The sequence below is a fragment of the Virgibacillus ihumii genome, from assembly GCF_902726655.1.
Taxonomy (GTDB): domain Bacteria; phylum Bacillota; class Bacilli; order Bacillales; family Amphibacillaceae; genus Lentibacillus; species Lentibacillus ihumii.
Window position 1 is genome coordinate 276,927 of record NZ_CACVAN010000001.1, and the last position, 14,008, is coordinate 290,934.

Sequence of the window (14,008 nt, forward strand, 5' to 3'; positions counted from 1 at the left end):
AAGTGAGTTCAGTGCTTTATTGATTATTACTTGGGGGTGAAAGAATTGAATAAAGTTATGTCCAACAAGCTTATGATAGCATTGTACATTCTTCCTGCATTGCTGTTGGTTGCAATCTTAATTTATATTCCGTTATTTCTAAGCGGCTATTATGGCTTAATGGAATGGGATGGAATCGGGGAAATGACGTTTATTGGATTAGAAAATTACATTACTGCCATGCAGGATCCAAAGTTTTGGGAGAGTGCAGGTCATTCCTTTTTGCTGGCACTTTTCTCGGCACTCAGTCTACTTATCTATCTGGCTATATCGCTTATTTTAGCTTCAAAAATAAAAGGTGCCAGTCTGCTTAGAAAAATCTACTTAATTCCCATGCTGTTGTCCTCAGTAGCAATCGCACAACTTTGGATCAAAATTTACAATCCAGCCAATGGTATTTTAAACAGTCTGCTCGGATATATCGGGATAGAAGAAACGCCTGTATGGCTTGGGGATCCTAATATAGTACTGTATGCGATTTTCATTCCGATTTTATGGCAGTATGCAGGGTTTTATATTTTGATTTACTATGCTGCCTTAAAGAATATCCCTGAATCACTGATAGAGGCCGCTAAAATCGATGGGGCTTCTCCTATCCAGATTGCATTCAAGGTAAAACTGCCACTGATTATGGGCGTATTCAAAGTTACAATCGTACTGGCTATTGTCGGGTCCTTAAAATATTTTGACCTGATCTATGTTATGACTGGTGGCGGACCAAGCGGAGCGAGTGAGGTAATGGCTTCCTATATGTATAAACTGGCATTCTCCATGTCTGACTTCGGATATGGCAGTGCAGTTGGATTCCTTTTGTTAATCATCACACTCATCGTTACCGTGTTTATTCGAAAATTAACCGCAACTGATGATGAAATCCAGTACTAAAAGGAGGTAAATCACATGAATCGAATCGGATATTTTTTTCTTTATGTATGTCTTGGGATTGTAGGGTTGTTTCAAATTTTCCCGCTGGTGTGGCTCGTCTTGTTTTCGTTGAAAGATACCAGGCAGATTTTCGGAAGTCCGCCGCTTTCTCTTCCAGATGAGTATCAATGGGAAAACTATATTAAAGTATGGCAGAGTGACATCGGAATCTATTTTTTTAACAGTGTGTGGTACACGGTAGTGGCTATCATTCTAACCGTCCTGTTAGCAAGTATGGCTACTTTCGCTATTACCCGCATGCGCTGGAAGCTTAGCTCATTTGTGCTTGGTTTGTTTATGGTTGGTCTGATGATACCGATTCATTCAGCATTGATTCCGCTTTTTAAAATGTTTTTAAGCGTTAATCTGATTGATCATCCGTTGTCCATAATCATTACATATACGACATATAATTTGCCAATAACGATGATGATTTTACTCGGATTTTACTATACATTACCCCGTGAGATTGAGGAAGCGGCGATTATTGATGGCTGCTCGATCAACCGGCTGTTTTTCCGGATTATTTTGCCGATGACGACACCGGTAATGTCCACGACCGTTATTATCAACATGATCTATAACTGGAATGAGTTTGTATTTGTCAATACGTTTATCAGTTCGGACAAATTTAAAACGCTGACAGTTGGCATACAGAACTTTGTTGGACAATATATGACGGACTGGGGAGCAATTGGTGCGACGCTTGTTATTAGTATTGTGCCGATTCTGATAGCGTTCCTGTTTTTCAGTAACAAGGTTGTGGAAGGTATTTCCGCAAGCGCCGTAAAAGGATAAACCTAGTGAGAGGAGATTGGTATAAATGTCAACTATTCAAAATCCAATTTTGACAGGATTCAACCCTGATCCGAGCATCTGCCGGGCGGGGGAAGATTATTATATCGCTGTTTCTACGTTTGAGTGGTTTCCGGGGGTCGGGATATATCATTCCAAGGATCTGAAAAACTGGCGGCTGATTGCAAGACCACTTAACAGGCTGAGCCAGTTGAATATGATGGGAAATCCTGACTCCGGAGGTATTTGGGCACCAGCGCTATCCTATAGTGATGGTAAGTTCTGGCTGATTTATACGGATGTCAAGGTTACAGAAGGGAGCTGGAAAGACTGTCATAACTATCTTGTAACGTGCGATACGATTGATGGCGAGTGGTCAGAACCGGTTTATTTAAACAGTTCCGGATTTGATCCGTCATTATTCCACGATGATGACGGGAGAAAGTATATAACCAATATGCTTTGGGATCATCGTTCAGGTAACCACAATTTTTACGGGATCGTGCTTCAGGAGTACAGTCCGAATGAGCAAAAGCTTGTTGGAAAGGCAGAAGTGATTTTTAAAGGGACCGATGTAAAGCTGACCGAGGCACCACATCTATATAAAATGAACGGATATTATTACTTATTGACTGCTGAGGGTGGGACGAAGTTTGAGCACCAAGCTACCATTGCTCGTTCAAAGGACTTGCATGGGTCATATGAGGTGCATCCGGAAAATCCGTTGATTACATCGTGGCCATATCCGAGAAATCCAATGCAGAAAGCCGGGCATTCTTCCATCATTCAAACACATACAGATGAGTGGTTTTTGGTCTTTTTAACCGGGAGACCGCTGCCGAAAGAGGGGCAGCCGTTATTGAATCCACGTGGGTTCTGTCCGCTTGGAAGAGAAACGGCTATTCAACGACTGGAGTGGAAAGACGACTGGCCGTATGTAGTTGGCGGAAATCAGCCAGCTGCAGCAATTGAAGGGCCTGCGATTGAAGAAGTGAAATGGGGAAAAGATTACGACGAAAAAGATGATTTTGACGCGCCTAAATTGAACCCTCATTTGCAGACATTACGTATTCCGCTCGGTGGGGATGCACTTTCATTAACGGATAATCCCGGTCATCTGCGGTTATACGGAAAAGAGTCGTTAACATCGAAGTTCACGCAGGCATATGTGGCACGTCGCTGGCAGCACTTTAATTTTACGGCAGAAACAAAGGTGGCATTTGCCCCGAACAGTTTTCAGCAGTCTGCAGGGCTGGTGAATTATTATAATACACAGAACTGGACATCTTTACAGATCTCCTGGCATGAAGAAAAGGGCAGAGTGCTCGAACTGATGACGTGTGATAATTTCACTTTCGAAAATCCGCTAAAGGACAGCGAAATCGTTGTACCTGAGGGTGTGGATTATGTTTATATGCGTGTTGACGTTCAGACCAATATATACGAGTATTCCTATTCGTTTGACGGTGCGGACTGGATGAAGGTTCCAATTCATTTCCATTCCTATAAGCTTTCGGATGATTACATTCAAGGCGGCGGGTTTTTTACCGGTGCATTTGTTGGGATGCAGTGCCAGGATACGTCAGGACAGAATAAGCATGCCGACTTTGATTACTTCTTGTACAGAGAAAAGGAATAATAAGGAAAAATATACCCCAGCTCTTGGACAAGAGTGGGGAGGATTTTCACTGTCATAACTATTTGGCAGCGTTATTACTGTTGGTGGTTTCTGCCTTTTTTTCAATCTTTGTAAATGTATTTAGGCAGAGCCACATCGTAATAAATGCATACGTGCTTGCACCAAAAATAAATGGCAGTGCCGGCAGTGCTTCCATAATGAAGTAGACGGATACAAGACATACAACAATCAAAAAGCTGTGGAGCGGGGAAATTAACATTATCAGAAACGCATTTTTGATGGTTTTTCCCAGTTTCAGGTCGTAATGAACAAACGCTGGAAAGATATAAAAAAGAAACAGTAAAAACAAAATCATAAAGGCATATAGCGGCAAATACGTTAATCTCAGTAAATCGTCTACATTTACCTGTATAAACAGGAAATCGACAACGATTATTGCACCAAGTCCTGTAATAAACAATCCGAGTAAATTACTTTTCAGAAAGTCACTTTTGAAAAAGTTCCAAAACGTTTTAAAGATTGGAATCTCTGCATTTCCTGTTAACCATTTTCGGACCACGGCGAACATCGCTGTTGTAGCGGGGAATATACCTAAGATTACGCCGCCAGCGACAGTAAATGTGATCCATAGCAAATTTACGTATGCAAATCTTGTAACCCATTCCATTATGCTATAAATAAAACCGCTTGTATTATTCATGGGATCCTCCTTGAATTCTGATTATGTATGATTCCATGATTATTATAAGTTAATCAACATGTTTAATCATTTCAAAAGGTGGAGACGATTGTGTAAGTTTATTATAACTTAGTTTATCTGATAGACAAACTAAGTTAGTGTTGCTATACTCTTTATGTAAGCAGTTACATTTCGGTTTACATGCACATTCACACCATTTTCATAAGGTTGTTGGATATATATTTTTTCAAAATAGGAGGTCATTAAGATGGCATATTTTAAAGATATTGGTCAAATTAAATACAAAGGGGCACAATCTACTAACCCTTTTGCGTTCAAATTTTACAATCCGGAAGAAAAAATAGGAAACAAAACGGCGGCGGAGCATCTTCGGTTCGCAGTCGCTTATTGGCATACATTTACGATGGATGGTTCAGATCCATTTGGTGCCGGTACGATGGCTCGACCGTGGGATAAATTTACAGGGATGGATTTGGCTAAAGCACGGTTAGAGGCTGCTTTTGAATTCTTTGAAAAACTGAATGTACCATATTTCTGTTTCCATGATGTAGACATTGCACCTGAAGGAAGTAATCTACGGGAAACAAATCAGAACCTGGATACAATTGTTGGGTTAATGAAGGATTACATGAAGGACAGCAAAACCAAATTACTGTGGAATACGGCGAACAACTTTACGCACCCTCGCTTTATTCACGGGGCGGCATCTTCCAACAATGCGGATATTTTTGCATATACTGCAGCAAAGGTAAAAAAAGGACTGGAAATTGGTAAAGAGCTGGGTGCACAAAACTATGTGTTCTGGGGCGGACGTGAAGGTTATGAAACACTTCTTAACACCGATATGAAACTGGAATTGGATAATCTGGGGCGGTTCTTCCATATGGCGGTTGATTATGCTAAAGAAATTGGTTTTGATGGACAATTTCTGATTGAACCAAAGCCGAAAGAACCGACAACACATCAGTATGACTTTGATGTGGCAAGTGGATATGCTTTTCTGCAAAGATACGATCTGCAGGATAACTTTAAATTTAATATCGAAGCAAACCATGCGACGCTTGCCGGTCATACATTTGAACATGAACTGCGCTATGCACGAGTTAACAATATGCTAGGTTCTGTTGATGCAAATCAAGGTCATCCACTGCTCGGATGGGATACAGATGAATTTCCAACTGATTTACATTCTACAACACTGGCAATGTATGAAATTCTTAAAAACGGTGGTCTTGGCCTCGGCGGTTTAAACTTTGATGCAAAGGTGAGAAGAGGTTCATTCGAGCCAGACGATTTATTCCATGCACATATTGCTGGAATGGACAGTTTTGCAGTAGGGTTAAAGGTTGCCCAGAAACTTACGGATGATCGTGTGCTGGAAAATATTTTAGAAGACCGTTACAGCAGCTATACAGAAGGGGTCGGACTGGATATCGTACAAAACAAAACCGATTTTCATAAGTTGGAGGACCATGCATTGGGACTTTCGGAAATCAAACATCAATCCGGTCGACTGGAGAAAATCAAGGCAACTATCAATCAATATTTGCTGAAAGCTTTTGCTGGGGAGTAATGCTATGAAATATGTAATCGGGATCGATTTGGGAACGAGTGCGGTTAAGCTTTTGCTGGTTAATAAACATGGCAACGTTATACAGGAAATTTCCAAAGAATATCCGTTAATTCAGGAAAGAAGCGGATACAGTGAACAAGATCCTCACGTATGGGTGGACCAGACAGTTGCAGGATTGACTGACTTGCTTCAAGATTTCAACGGTGACCCGAAGGATATTGAAGGAATCAGTTTTTCCGGACAAATGCACGGACTCGTTCTTCTGGATGAAGAAAATGAGGTGCTGCGGAATGCGATTCTTTGGAATGATACACGGACAACTAATCAATGCCGTCAGATTTACCATGCTGTTGGCGAAGAACGATTGCTGGAAATTGCGAAAAACCCTGCTTTGGAAGGATTCACGTTACCAAAGCTGTTATGGGTGAAAGAACATGAGCTTGCTTTGTTTCGGAAAGCAAAGAAATTTATTTTACCAAAGGATTACTTGCGGTATAAACTGACAGGTCAATTGCACATGGAATATTCTGATGCTGCCGGAACGTTGTTGTTGGATATTCGAAAAAAAGAGTGGAGTAAAGAGATCTGTGCGTTGGTGGACATTGATTCGACTATTTGCCCGCCATTAGTAGATTCCCATGCTGAGATTGGGAAAATAAGCTTTGAAACTGCGGTATCGACTGGTCTGTCGGAAACAACCCGGATTTTTGCCGGTGGAGCGGACAATGCTTGTGGTGCCATTGGTTCAGGAATATTGGAAGATGGAAGAACCCTTTGCAGTGTTGGCACATCAGGTGTTGTGCTTTCCTATGAGGAAAGTGATGATAAAGATTTTCAGGGACGTGTCCATTACTTTAATCATGGTGCTCCCGATGCCTTTTATACGATGGGGGTTACCCTATCAGCAGGCAATAGCCTCAGCTGGTTTAAAGATGTCTTTGCCGCAGATGAGTCATTTGAGGATTTGGTTTCTGAAGCGGGAACAGTCCCTGTTGGAGCAAACGGATTATTGTTCACGCCTTATTTGGCAGGGGAAAGAACGCCTCATGCAGACGCTTCGATTCGGGCAAGTTTTGTCGGTATGGATGTATCACACCAGCGACAAGACTTTGTTCGGGCAGTTCTTGAAGGGATTACTTTCTCCTTGAATGAATCGATTCATATTTTCCGTAATAATGGAAAAGTAATTGATTCCATTGTTTCGATTGGCGGCGGCGCAAAGAACGAGGTGTGGCTACAAATTCAGGCAGATATTTTTAACGCAAAAATTATTAAACTTTCAAGTGAGCAAGGCCCGGGAATGGGAGCAACAATGCTGGCAGCATATGGATGTGGATGGTTTGATTCATTAAGTGAATGTGCGGATGAATTTTTGAAAATAGAAAGCACGTATACGCCGGATAGGGATCGTGCAGAAAGATATAAGAAGCTATTTGAAATCTATCAGGAAGTATATGGACAGACGAAAGCGATGAACGAAAAACTTGTGGAATTTCGGAATTAATTTATGTAAACAGGCTATCTCAGAAATATTCAACCAAGATTGAATTACTTTTTGAGGTGGTCTTTTTAATTACTTAATGGGAGGTGCTGATGCGTATAAAATCAGTAATGTAACGTTCTAGGGTATTGCAGATGACCATACATGGCTCGATGACCGTGCTGAAAAGTATAACAATGGTGTCGGAAAAGATGCACCATTTGTTTTTGACCCGAATTTTAATGTGAAGCCTGCCAACTGGGAGATGATGGATTATAATTTGAATGAGATGGACGTACTGATTGCAGACTTTGAACAGGACGGGGAATTTGCGAATTTTGGTGCTGCCAGATCATTGCAGGCCAAATTGAGTTCCGTCACGCATTTTATAAAACGGGGAAAAACTGATAAAGCCGTTAAGCATATGGATGATTTCCTGCAAAAACTTGAACAAAAGCGGGAGAAGGAATTTATTTCCGAGTATGCATACGGTATTCTGAAACAAAATGCCGAGTATTTAGTTAGGAAATGGAGATAAGCGAGTGCCCATATAAAACATGTTGTCCATTCAATTCAAGCCGGTCCTTTAGCAGGGGAACCGGCTTGTTTGTATATTTAATTGGTTGTCAACCCAACTGATTACTGATCATTAGTGGGTGGCACAACATATTATCTAACAAAAAATGAGTCCCTTAAGAAAAAATCCTTTATATCGGAAGTGGCTGCCAGGCCAATCCAATATAAAGGATAATTCGTAATCAAACAACATGCTTCCGTTTTATCTCATACTGGCATCTTCTCCATGAATTTGCTGGACAATTTGCTTTTCTTTTTTTGGCGGGTGCAGAAACAGTGCCAAAACAAACGCAATAAAGGCAAGGGCGGTGCTGCCCATAAATGCCCACTCGAATCCGACAACTTGTGCCTGCTTACCGATCAGCTCAGGTGAAGCAGCTGTATCAGGTACAAAACTTTTCGTTCCCATTGCAACCAGTGTTACCAGGATAGCCGTACCAATTGATGCAGATATTTGCTGCAATGTGTTAGCCATGGCTGAACCGTGCGCATACCATTTTGGCGGAAGCTGGTTCAGGGCTGACGTCATTACTGGCATCAGGGCAAAAGACAGACCGAACATACGAATCGCATAAATAACGGTCAAGTAGGTGAACGACGTTTCGAGTGATAATCTTGTAAACATAAATGTTGTTACTGTTACAATGCTGAGTCCGATTAATGCCAACCATTTGGCACCAAATTTATCAAACAGACGCCCGGTTATTGGTGACAGAATACCGATGACAATTGCTCCCGGTAAAAGCATCAAGCCGGACTCAAGTGGTGAGAAATTCAGCACATTCTGCATAAACAGCGGCAGCAATGTTTCGGCCCCGATCAGTGATATCAATACTGTCATAGTAATGATAATAGCCAGGGTAAATATCCGGAATTGAAAAACACGGAATTCAAGCATCGGTGTTTTCAGGACAAGCTGGCGCCAGACGAATAAGCCAATAACAACGATTCCAGTTCCTGTTGAGATGAGTACTACTGGGCTTAACCAGCCGCTCTGAGACGCAATACTGAATCCATACAGGAACGAACCGAAGCCAATGGAAGACAGAATAATCGATAGCACATCAATTTTTGGTTTGCGCAATTCCGTTACATTCCGTAAGAATAGTGCTGCAACAATCATGGTAACTGCAACAATCGGCAGTACCGTAATAAATAATGAACGCCATGAATAGTGCTCCAATAGCCATCCTGACAGTGTCGGCCCGATTGCCGGACCGAATGCAATAACAATTCCGATCATTCCCATCGCGGTGCCGCGCCGTTCAACAGAAATAATTGCCAGCAATACCGTCATTAAGAGCGGCAGCATAATGCCGCATCCGGACGCCTGTACAACACGGCCCAACAACAATACCGGATAAACGGTTGCTACAGCTGCAATAGCAGTTCCGACACCAAAAAGTCCAATTGCGGTCAAAAACAATCCTCTCGTTGAAAACCGATCAATCAGGAATGCTGAAACAGGTATCATAATCCCGTTCGTCATGAGGAAGGCGGTTGTCATCCATTGCACTTCGCCACGAGAAATTTCAAATGCCTGCTGAATCGTTGGAAGCGCAGTAGCGAGTAATGTTTCATTGATGATCCCCATAAACGCGCCTGTCAATAATGCGGCTATCATCAGTGCTTTTTGTTTTCCTGGTAAATCCCAGGAAGTTGCTGTATCACTCATGTTAAATCTCCTTTCCATATTTCCCAAGCTGTCATTATTTTTGTTAGTTCTTTTTTTAAATAGGAGCGGCGATACAACTGTGCAAGCAGTGCATCCACTAAAAATTCCCGCGGTGTTTCCTGTTCGAGTTCTTCCACCAGTAATTCAATTGATTGTATATCTTTTTCAGTGGAAGGTGTTTTTGCCGACTCAGTCTTTAGTTCTGATAGCAGTAACTTTAAATCATCTTCCATACTTTTGATAACAGAAGCGCCGGATTTGTTATCACGGAAATCCGGCAGCATCGGTGATAGTGCATCACCATGATCAACGATTACTTTCAGATTTTCGGCTATAAAATCTCCAAGTCGGTCAAGCGGTAACAGAGGTCCTTTCCAGACCATGCGCATTAAATAACTGTGAATAATTCCTTCCATGATTATCGTTAGATCATTTAAATATGCCTTATTCTGTGGGCCGAAAGCATCCAGTAACGCCTGCCTGTGCCATTGATGATGTGTTTGCCGGATTCGGTTCAGAAATTCTGATATTTCTCCTTTCTCATACGGTGGAAAGTCCGTCACTAAAGCAATAAAAAAAGACCTGTATTCAATTGATTTTTCAAGTTCAATCGAAATTTTCCGCTTCAGTACAAGCAAAGGTGTTTGCTGTACACCTTCCGCAAACCGGTCCGCTTCCCTGAACATGTCATCGTAATAACGCTGCAGGAGTTCCAAAATCATGTTTTCTTTTGAACTGAAATGTTTATAAAAAGCTCCCTTCGATATACCACAAGCTTTGGTAATATCCGCTACCGAAGTGGCATGAAAACCGTGTCGCTGAAACAATTGAACAGCTGCATCCAAAAGTTCCTCATGTCGTTGTGCCATTATGTTCCTCCAAGCTTGACTTGATGTTTACTTATGGTAACTTTTTAGTCACCAATACATAATAACACCATAGATTTATAGTGGCAAGTGGGAGATTCATTGCTTGTAACAGTAAAATGATTCCTTGAAACAGCAGGAAAATTGAGGAAAGTTTTTACTTAATCATGTAGAATAAAAATGAGGTTTGAAGCAGCTGGTAAAGTTTACACAGGAAATTTTAAAACAGGTGAACAGAAAAAACCAATGCTTTTACCAGAGCATTAAATACCCTGATAAAAGAATGCAAAAGGGAATTGGGAGTTTGTTAGAATGAATTTATTTCAAAAAGCAATTGATATGTCCAGGATCTACAGGAAAAATTCAAAGATAGAAGCTATTATTTTGGCTGGTTCGGTATCGAAGAATTTACAGGACGAGTTTTCAGATATTGAATTACATATTTTGTGGTCATCCGCTCCGACAGATGATGATCGCCAGGAACCCATCAATGAAGTGAACGGTACAATTTTATCGTATCATCCATATGAAGAGAAAGAGTGGTCCGAAGCTTTTTTGGATCAAGACGGCATCAAGTTTGAAATAAGCAGTTTCTTGTCCGTGACGGTTGAGTACTTTATCTCCGAGGTGGTGGAAGGATATGAAACGGATGTTGATAAACAGTGTATTGCAGCGTCTATTGATGATGGAATAAGTCTCTTCGGGGAAGAAAAAATTAATACACTGAAAGATAGAGTTGCGACGTATCCAATATGTCTTTCCAATCAAATGATTTTAGAAAATCTTTCGCTGGGAAGTCGATGGAATAATCGTATGGCCCTATTAAAACGACAGGATTGGCTAATGCTATATGATGTTATCTGCGGCGTGCAAAAGAATCTATTTGGTATTTTGTTTGGCCTGAATCATATGTACGTTTCACATCCTGTCTATAAGTGGATGCAGTACAATATTGAGCAGATGCAGATTAAGCCGGACAATCTATATGATAGAATGACAAATATTTTGATAGGCGATCCCAAGACGGCTTTATACCAATTAGAAATATTAATTAATGACGTAATCGTATTGATTAAGAAACATCATCCTGATTTGGATATAACTGAACATAAGAGAAATCTGGATATGTGAAATGAATAAAAGCGAAGTCGCCCCCAACAATCGAAGTCCTGCTGAATTGGGCGAACTCAGTGTCCAAACATGCGAACTTCGGATGAAACGTGCGAAGTCGGCACTCAAACGAGCGAAGTCCGGCCGAAACGTGCAAAGTAAGTGCCCAAACGTGCGAACTCTGGCTGAAAATGTGCGAAGTCGGCACTCAAACGTGCGAACCCCGGCTGAAACGTGCAGGATACGATTTCATTATAAAGATCGCAAATGTACTCCACTCAAAGAAAGAAAAAGATTGCTATAAAGCAACCTTCAAATTGAAAATTAGTCTCCAGCTTCAATGACAGCAACGATGGCAGCTATGGCTGAAGTTATAAGAACTGTTCCAATTACAAGACCAATAACAAAATTTTCTTGTGAAATTCCTAGAATATCCATTGTACAACGTTCCTTCCATTATCGTAGTTGTAATGAATATTATAACATAATTTGACAAGTGTAAAACCAGCATTGTATAGAAAAGAGGTGGAATAATGGGTCTTATTGCTGTTTTAGTCGTCTTGACATCTGCGGGCTTCTTATATTTTATGGGTGAATCGGGTTTTGATTGGGGTAAACCTGTTAATGAAAAGGATAGTATAAATGATGACCACCCCTAAAAGTCAGTGGGGTGGCCGTCATTGATTCATTGTTAAAAATTATACGGACGGGCGACGACATACTTTTCCGTCAACTGCAGATACGTTTCAATCGCGTCCTGCACCGGTTGCAATGCTGCATTCCAGAATTCCTTCTCTTTCATATCCTTGTTTAAATATGTCTCTGCCAGTTGCTCAACTGTCATCCGGCCGGTGTTTCGCAGTATCTCGTCATATGTGTCAGGAAATTGGCTGCCTTGTTCCTGTGCCAATGCGTAAATACCATTGCTGAACAGGTAGCCGACAGTATATGGAAAATTGTAAAATGACTGCTCGGTATCGTAAAGATGGGGGATGGTGATCCACTCATATGGATTGGTTTCATCAAGTACATCACCATATATCTGTGAAAATTCGTTCTCCATTAAACTGGAGATTTTCTCAACTGTCAGCAGCCCCTGTTTTCTTTTTTCATAAAGCTTTTGTTCAAAATGAAACATTGCTGGAACAGTTACCTGGTATTTCAGGCCGTTGATAATTTTTTGCTCGAGTAGAGAAAGCTTATCCGTTTCATTTTTTGCATGGTCAATTGCGGCATCCAGTACCAGGTTTTCCATGAAGGTGGATGCTGTCTCGGCAACACTGGTGCTGACTTGACTGGCAAATTCAGGTTCGTCATGCAGAATATGATTGTGATATGCATGCCCTAGTTCGTGTGCAATTGTGACGACATCCTGATAGGTTCCTCTGAAGGTCAGGAAAACCCGGCTCTCCTTGGAGTATGTCATGTTTGCACAGAATCCGCCTTGCATTTTGCCTTTTCGGTCTTCCGCTTCAATCCAGCCTTCACGGAATGCTTTTTCCACAAATTTTCCCAGTTTTTCACTGAAGGAATGGTACTGGGTAATAATGATGTTTGCCGCTTCATCGTAGGAAATTGTTTTGTTGCTTGAAAATGCCGGAGCATCCGTGTCATACCAGTTTAGCTTATCAAGTCCCATTACGGCTGCTTTCCGTTTGTAATATGTTTGTGCAGCGTCACTGTTGTCCTTAATGGCTGTCAGCATTGCCCGAATCGATTGTTCGTTAATGCGGTTTTCGTCGAGTGCTTCTTTTAGCAGGTTGTTCCATCCGCGGAGATTGTATGTATCAAGTCGGTACCCGCTGATCCGGTTGAGAACGGTTTTGAATGTTTCAGCATTCTCTTTACAAACTGTTATAAGTGCGCGTGCTGAATTTTTTCGTAATGTGCGGTTTTCGGCAAACATGGCGTTGCTGAAAGCCTGCTCAACAGATAGTTCTTCTGTTTGACCGTCTTTTTCCAGCGGGATCCGGAGATTTCCCATCACTTGTTCATAATAATCTTCCCAGCCGGCAAATCCGTTAATCGAAAGACGGTTAATCAGCTTTTCCATTTTTGCCGGAAGTTTGTCTTCTAATTTGCCTTTGCGCTCTTCTAAATAAAATTGATATCCCTGAACTTCTTTATTTTTTAAAAGTACGTTCCACTCAGTTTCCGATATTTTTGCAAGAAGTCTATCCATATCAAGTTTTATAGTCTCAAAATCAACCTGAATTTTGCTGCTTTCCTCCATTAAATTTTCAACAACCGGGTCATTCACGTGGACTGCATACAGACAAAAAACATAGTCGTCCAGTTCTTCGACCATTGCTGAAAATGTTTGAAGCTCCCGCAAAATATGGACGATATTTTCTATGTCTGCTGTATCCACGGTATTTATTTTGAGCGGTAATGATTCCATCTGTCTTTTCAGCCGAGCTATTCGTTTATGTAATGCCTCGGAATCTTTCCCGCCCGGATACAATGACTCCAGATTCCAGGTTTGATTCGTCGTGTTCTTCATTTCGATTCCTCCCCCATATATCAGTAATTCTTATTATAGAGCAATTCGACTGTTTCTGTATCGTTCCTAGGACTGATTTGGGTTCATGCCCGGTGCTGTTATGGTAAAATAATCATATATTATTTTGC

At 41.3% G+C, this 14,008-nt stretch carries 12 protein-coding genes; 8 read left to right on the plus strand and 4 right to left on the minus strand.

What is annotated here, in order from left to right; genetic code table 11:
- The first annotated feature begins 45 nt into the window (after positions 1-45).
- Genes HUX68_RS01350 through HUX68_RS01360 form a run of 3 tightly spaced genes read left to right on the plus strand, consistent with a single transcriptional unit; the run spans position 46 to position 3,397 of the window.
- Positions 46-924: a carbohydrate ABC transporter permease gene (locus tag HUX68_RS01350; protein WP_174612962.1), complete on the plus strand. Its 879-nt coding sequence runs from the start codon at positions 46-48 to the stop codon at positions 922-924.
- A 15-nt stretch (positions 925-939) separates the two neighbouring features.
- The gene (locus HUX68_RS01355; protein ID WP_174612963.1) at positions 940-1,761 is read left to right on the plus strand and encodes a carbohydrate ABC transporter permease; all 822 of its coding nucleotides are present in this window, start codon (positions 940-942) and stop codon (positions 1,759-1,761) included.
- Between the two features lie 25 nt (positions 1,762-1,786).
- Positions 1,787-3,397 (plus strand): glycoside hydrolase family 43 protein, encoded by a 1,611-nt coding sequence (locus HUX68_RS01360; RefSeq protein WP_174612964.1) that lies wholly within the window; start codon positions 1,787-1,789, stop codon positions 3,395-3,397.
- 58 nt (positions 3,398-3,455) lie between these two features.
- On the opposite strand, the gene HUX68_RS01365 is transcribed toward HUX68_RS01360, so the two are convergent.
- On the minus strand, positions 3,456-4,097 hold the full coding sequence (locus tag HUX68_RS01365) for a YesL family protein (protein WP_174612965.1): 642 nt from the start codon (positions 4,095-4,097) through the stop codon (positions 3,456-3,458).
- Between the two features lie 247 nt (positions 4,098-4,344).
- Between HUX68_RS01365 and xylA the strand changes: the two genes are divergently transcribed.
- The 3 genes from xylA to HUX68_RS19585 all read left to right on the plus strand — a co-directional run bounded on the left by xylA (position 4,345) and on the right by HUX68_RS19585 (position 7,688).
- Positions 4,345-5,670: a xylose isomerase gene (xylA, locus tag HUX68_RS01370; protein WP_174612966.1), complete on the plus strand. Its 1,326-nt coding sequence runs from the start codon at positions 4,345-4,347 to the stop codon at positions 5,668-5,670.
- A gap of 4 nt (positions 5,671-5,674) precedes the next feature.
- Positions 5,675-7,174 carry a xylulokinase gene (xylB, locus tag HUX68_RS01375; RefSeq protein WP_174612967.1) on the plus strand — a complete coding sequence of 500 codons (1,500 nt, stop codon included), beginning with the start codon at positions 5,675-5,677 and terminating at the stop codon, positions 7,172-7,174.
- Between the two features lie 244 nt (positions 7,175-7,418).
- Positions 7,419-7,688, plus strand: a complete 270-nt coding sequence (locus tag HUX68_RS19585; protein WP_174612714.1) for an FIMAH domain-containing protein — start codon at positions 7,419-7,421, stop codon at positions 7,686-7,688.
- A gap of 240 nt (positions 7,689-7,928) precedes the next feature.
- Here HUX68_RS19585 and HUX68_RS01390 read toward each other — a convergent pair whose 3' ends face one another.
- Together HUX68_RS01390 and HUX68_RS01395 are read right to left on the minus strand one after the other, a co-directional pair.
- Positions 7,929-9,401 carry an MDR family MFS transporter gene (locus tag HUX68_RS01390; RefSeq protein ID WP_174612968.1) on the minus strand — a complete coding sequence of 491 codons (1,473 nt, stop codon included), beginning with the start codon at positions 9,399-9,401 and terminating at the stop codon, positions 7,929-7,931.
- Positions 9,398-10,270, minus strand: coding sequence for a TetR/AcrR family transcriptional regulator (locus tag HUX68_RS01395; protein WP_174612969.1), 873 nt, complete (start codon positions 10,268-10,270; stop codon positions 9,398-9,400). Before HUX68_RS01395 ends, HUX68_RS01390 begins: the two co-directional genes overlap by 4 nt.
- Before the next feature lie 309 nt (positions 10,271-10,579).
- Here HUX68_RS01395 and HUX68_RS01400 point away from each other — a divergent pair, with 309 nt between their 5' ends.
- Complete coding sequence (locus HUX68_RS01400; RefSeq protein WP_174612970.1) at positions 10,580-11,398, plus strand: DUF4037 domain-containing protein; 819 nt, start codon at positions 10,580-10,582, stop codon at positions 11,396-11,398.
- 512 nt (positions 11,399-11,910) lie between these two features.
- A complete protein-coding gene (locus tag HUX68_RS19385; RefSeq protein ID WP_281355664.1) occupies positions 11,911-12,036 on the plus strand; it encodes a hypothetical protein in 126 nt (41 codons plus the stop codon).
- Positions 12,037-12,068: 32 nt separating this feature from the next.
- Here the strand turns inward: HUX68_RS19385 and HUX68_RS01405 are convergent, their stop codons facing one another.
- Positions 12,069-13,880, minus strand: a complete 1,812-nt coding sequence (locus HUX68_RS01405) for a M3 family oligoendopeptidase (RefSeq protein ID WP_174612971.1) — start codon at positions 13,878-13,880, stop codon at positions 12,069-12,071.
- Positions 13,881-14,008 lie beyond the last annotated feature (128 nt).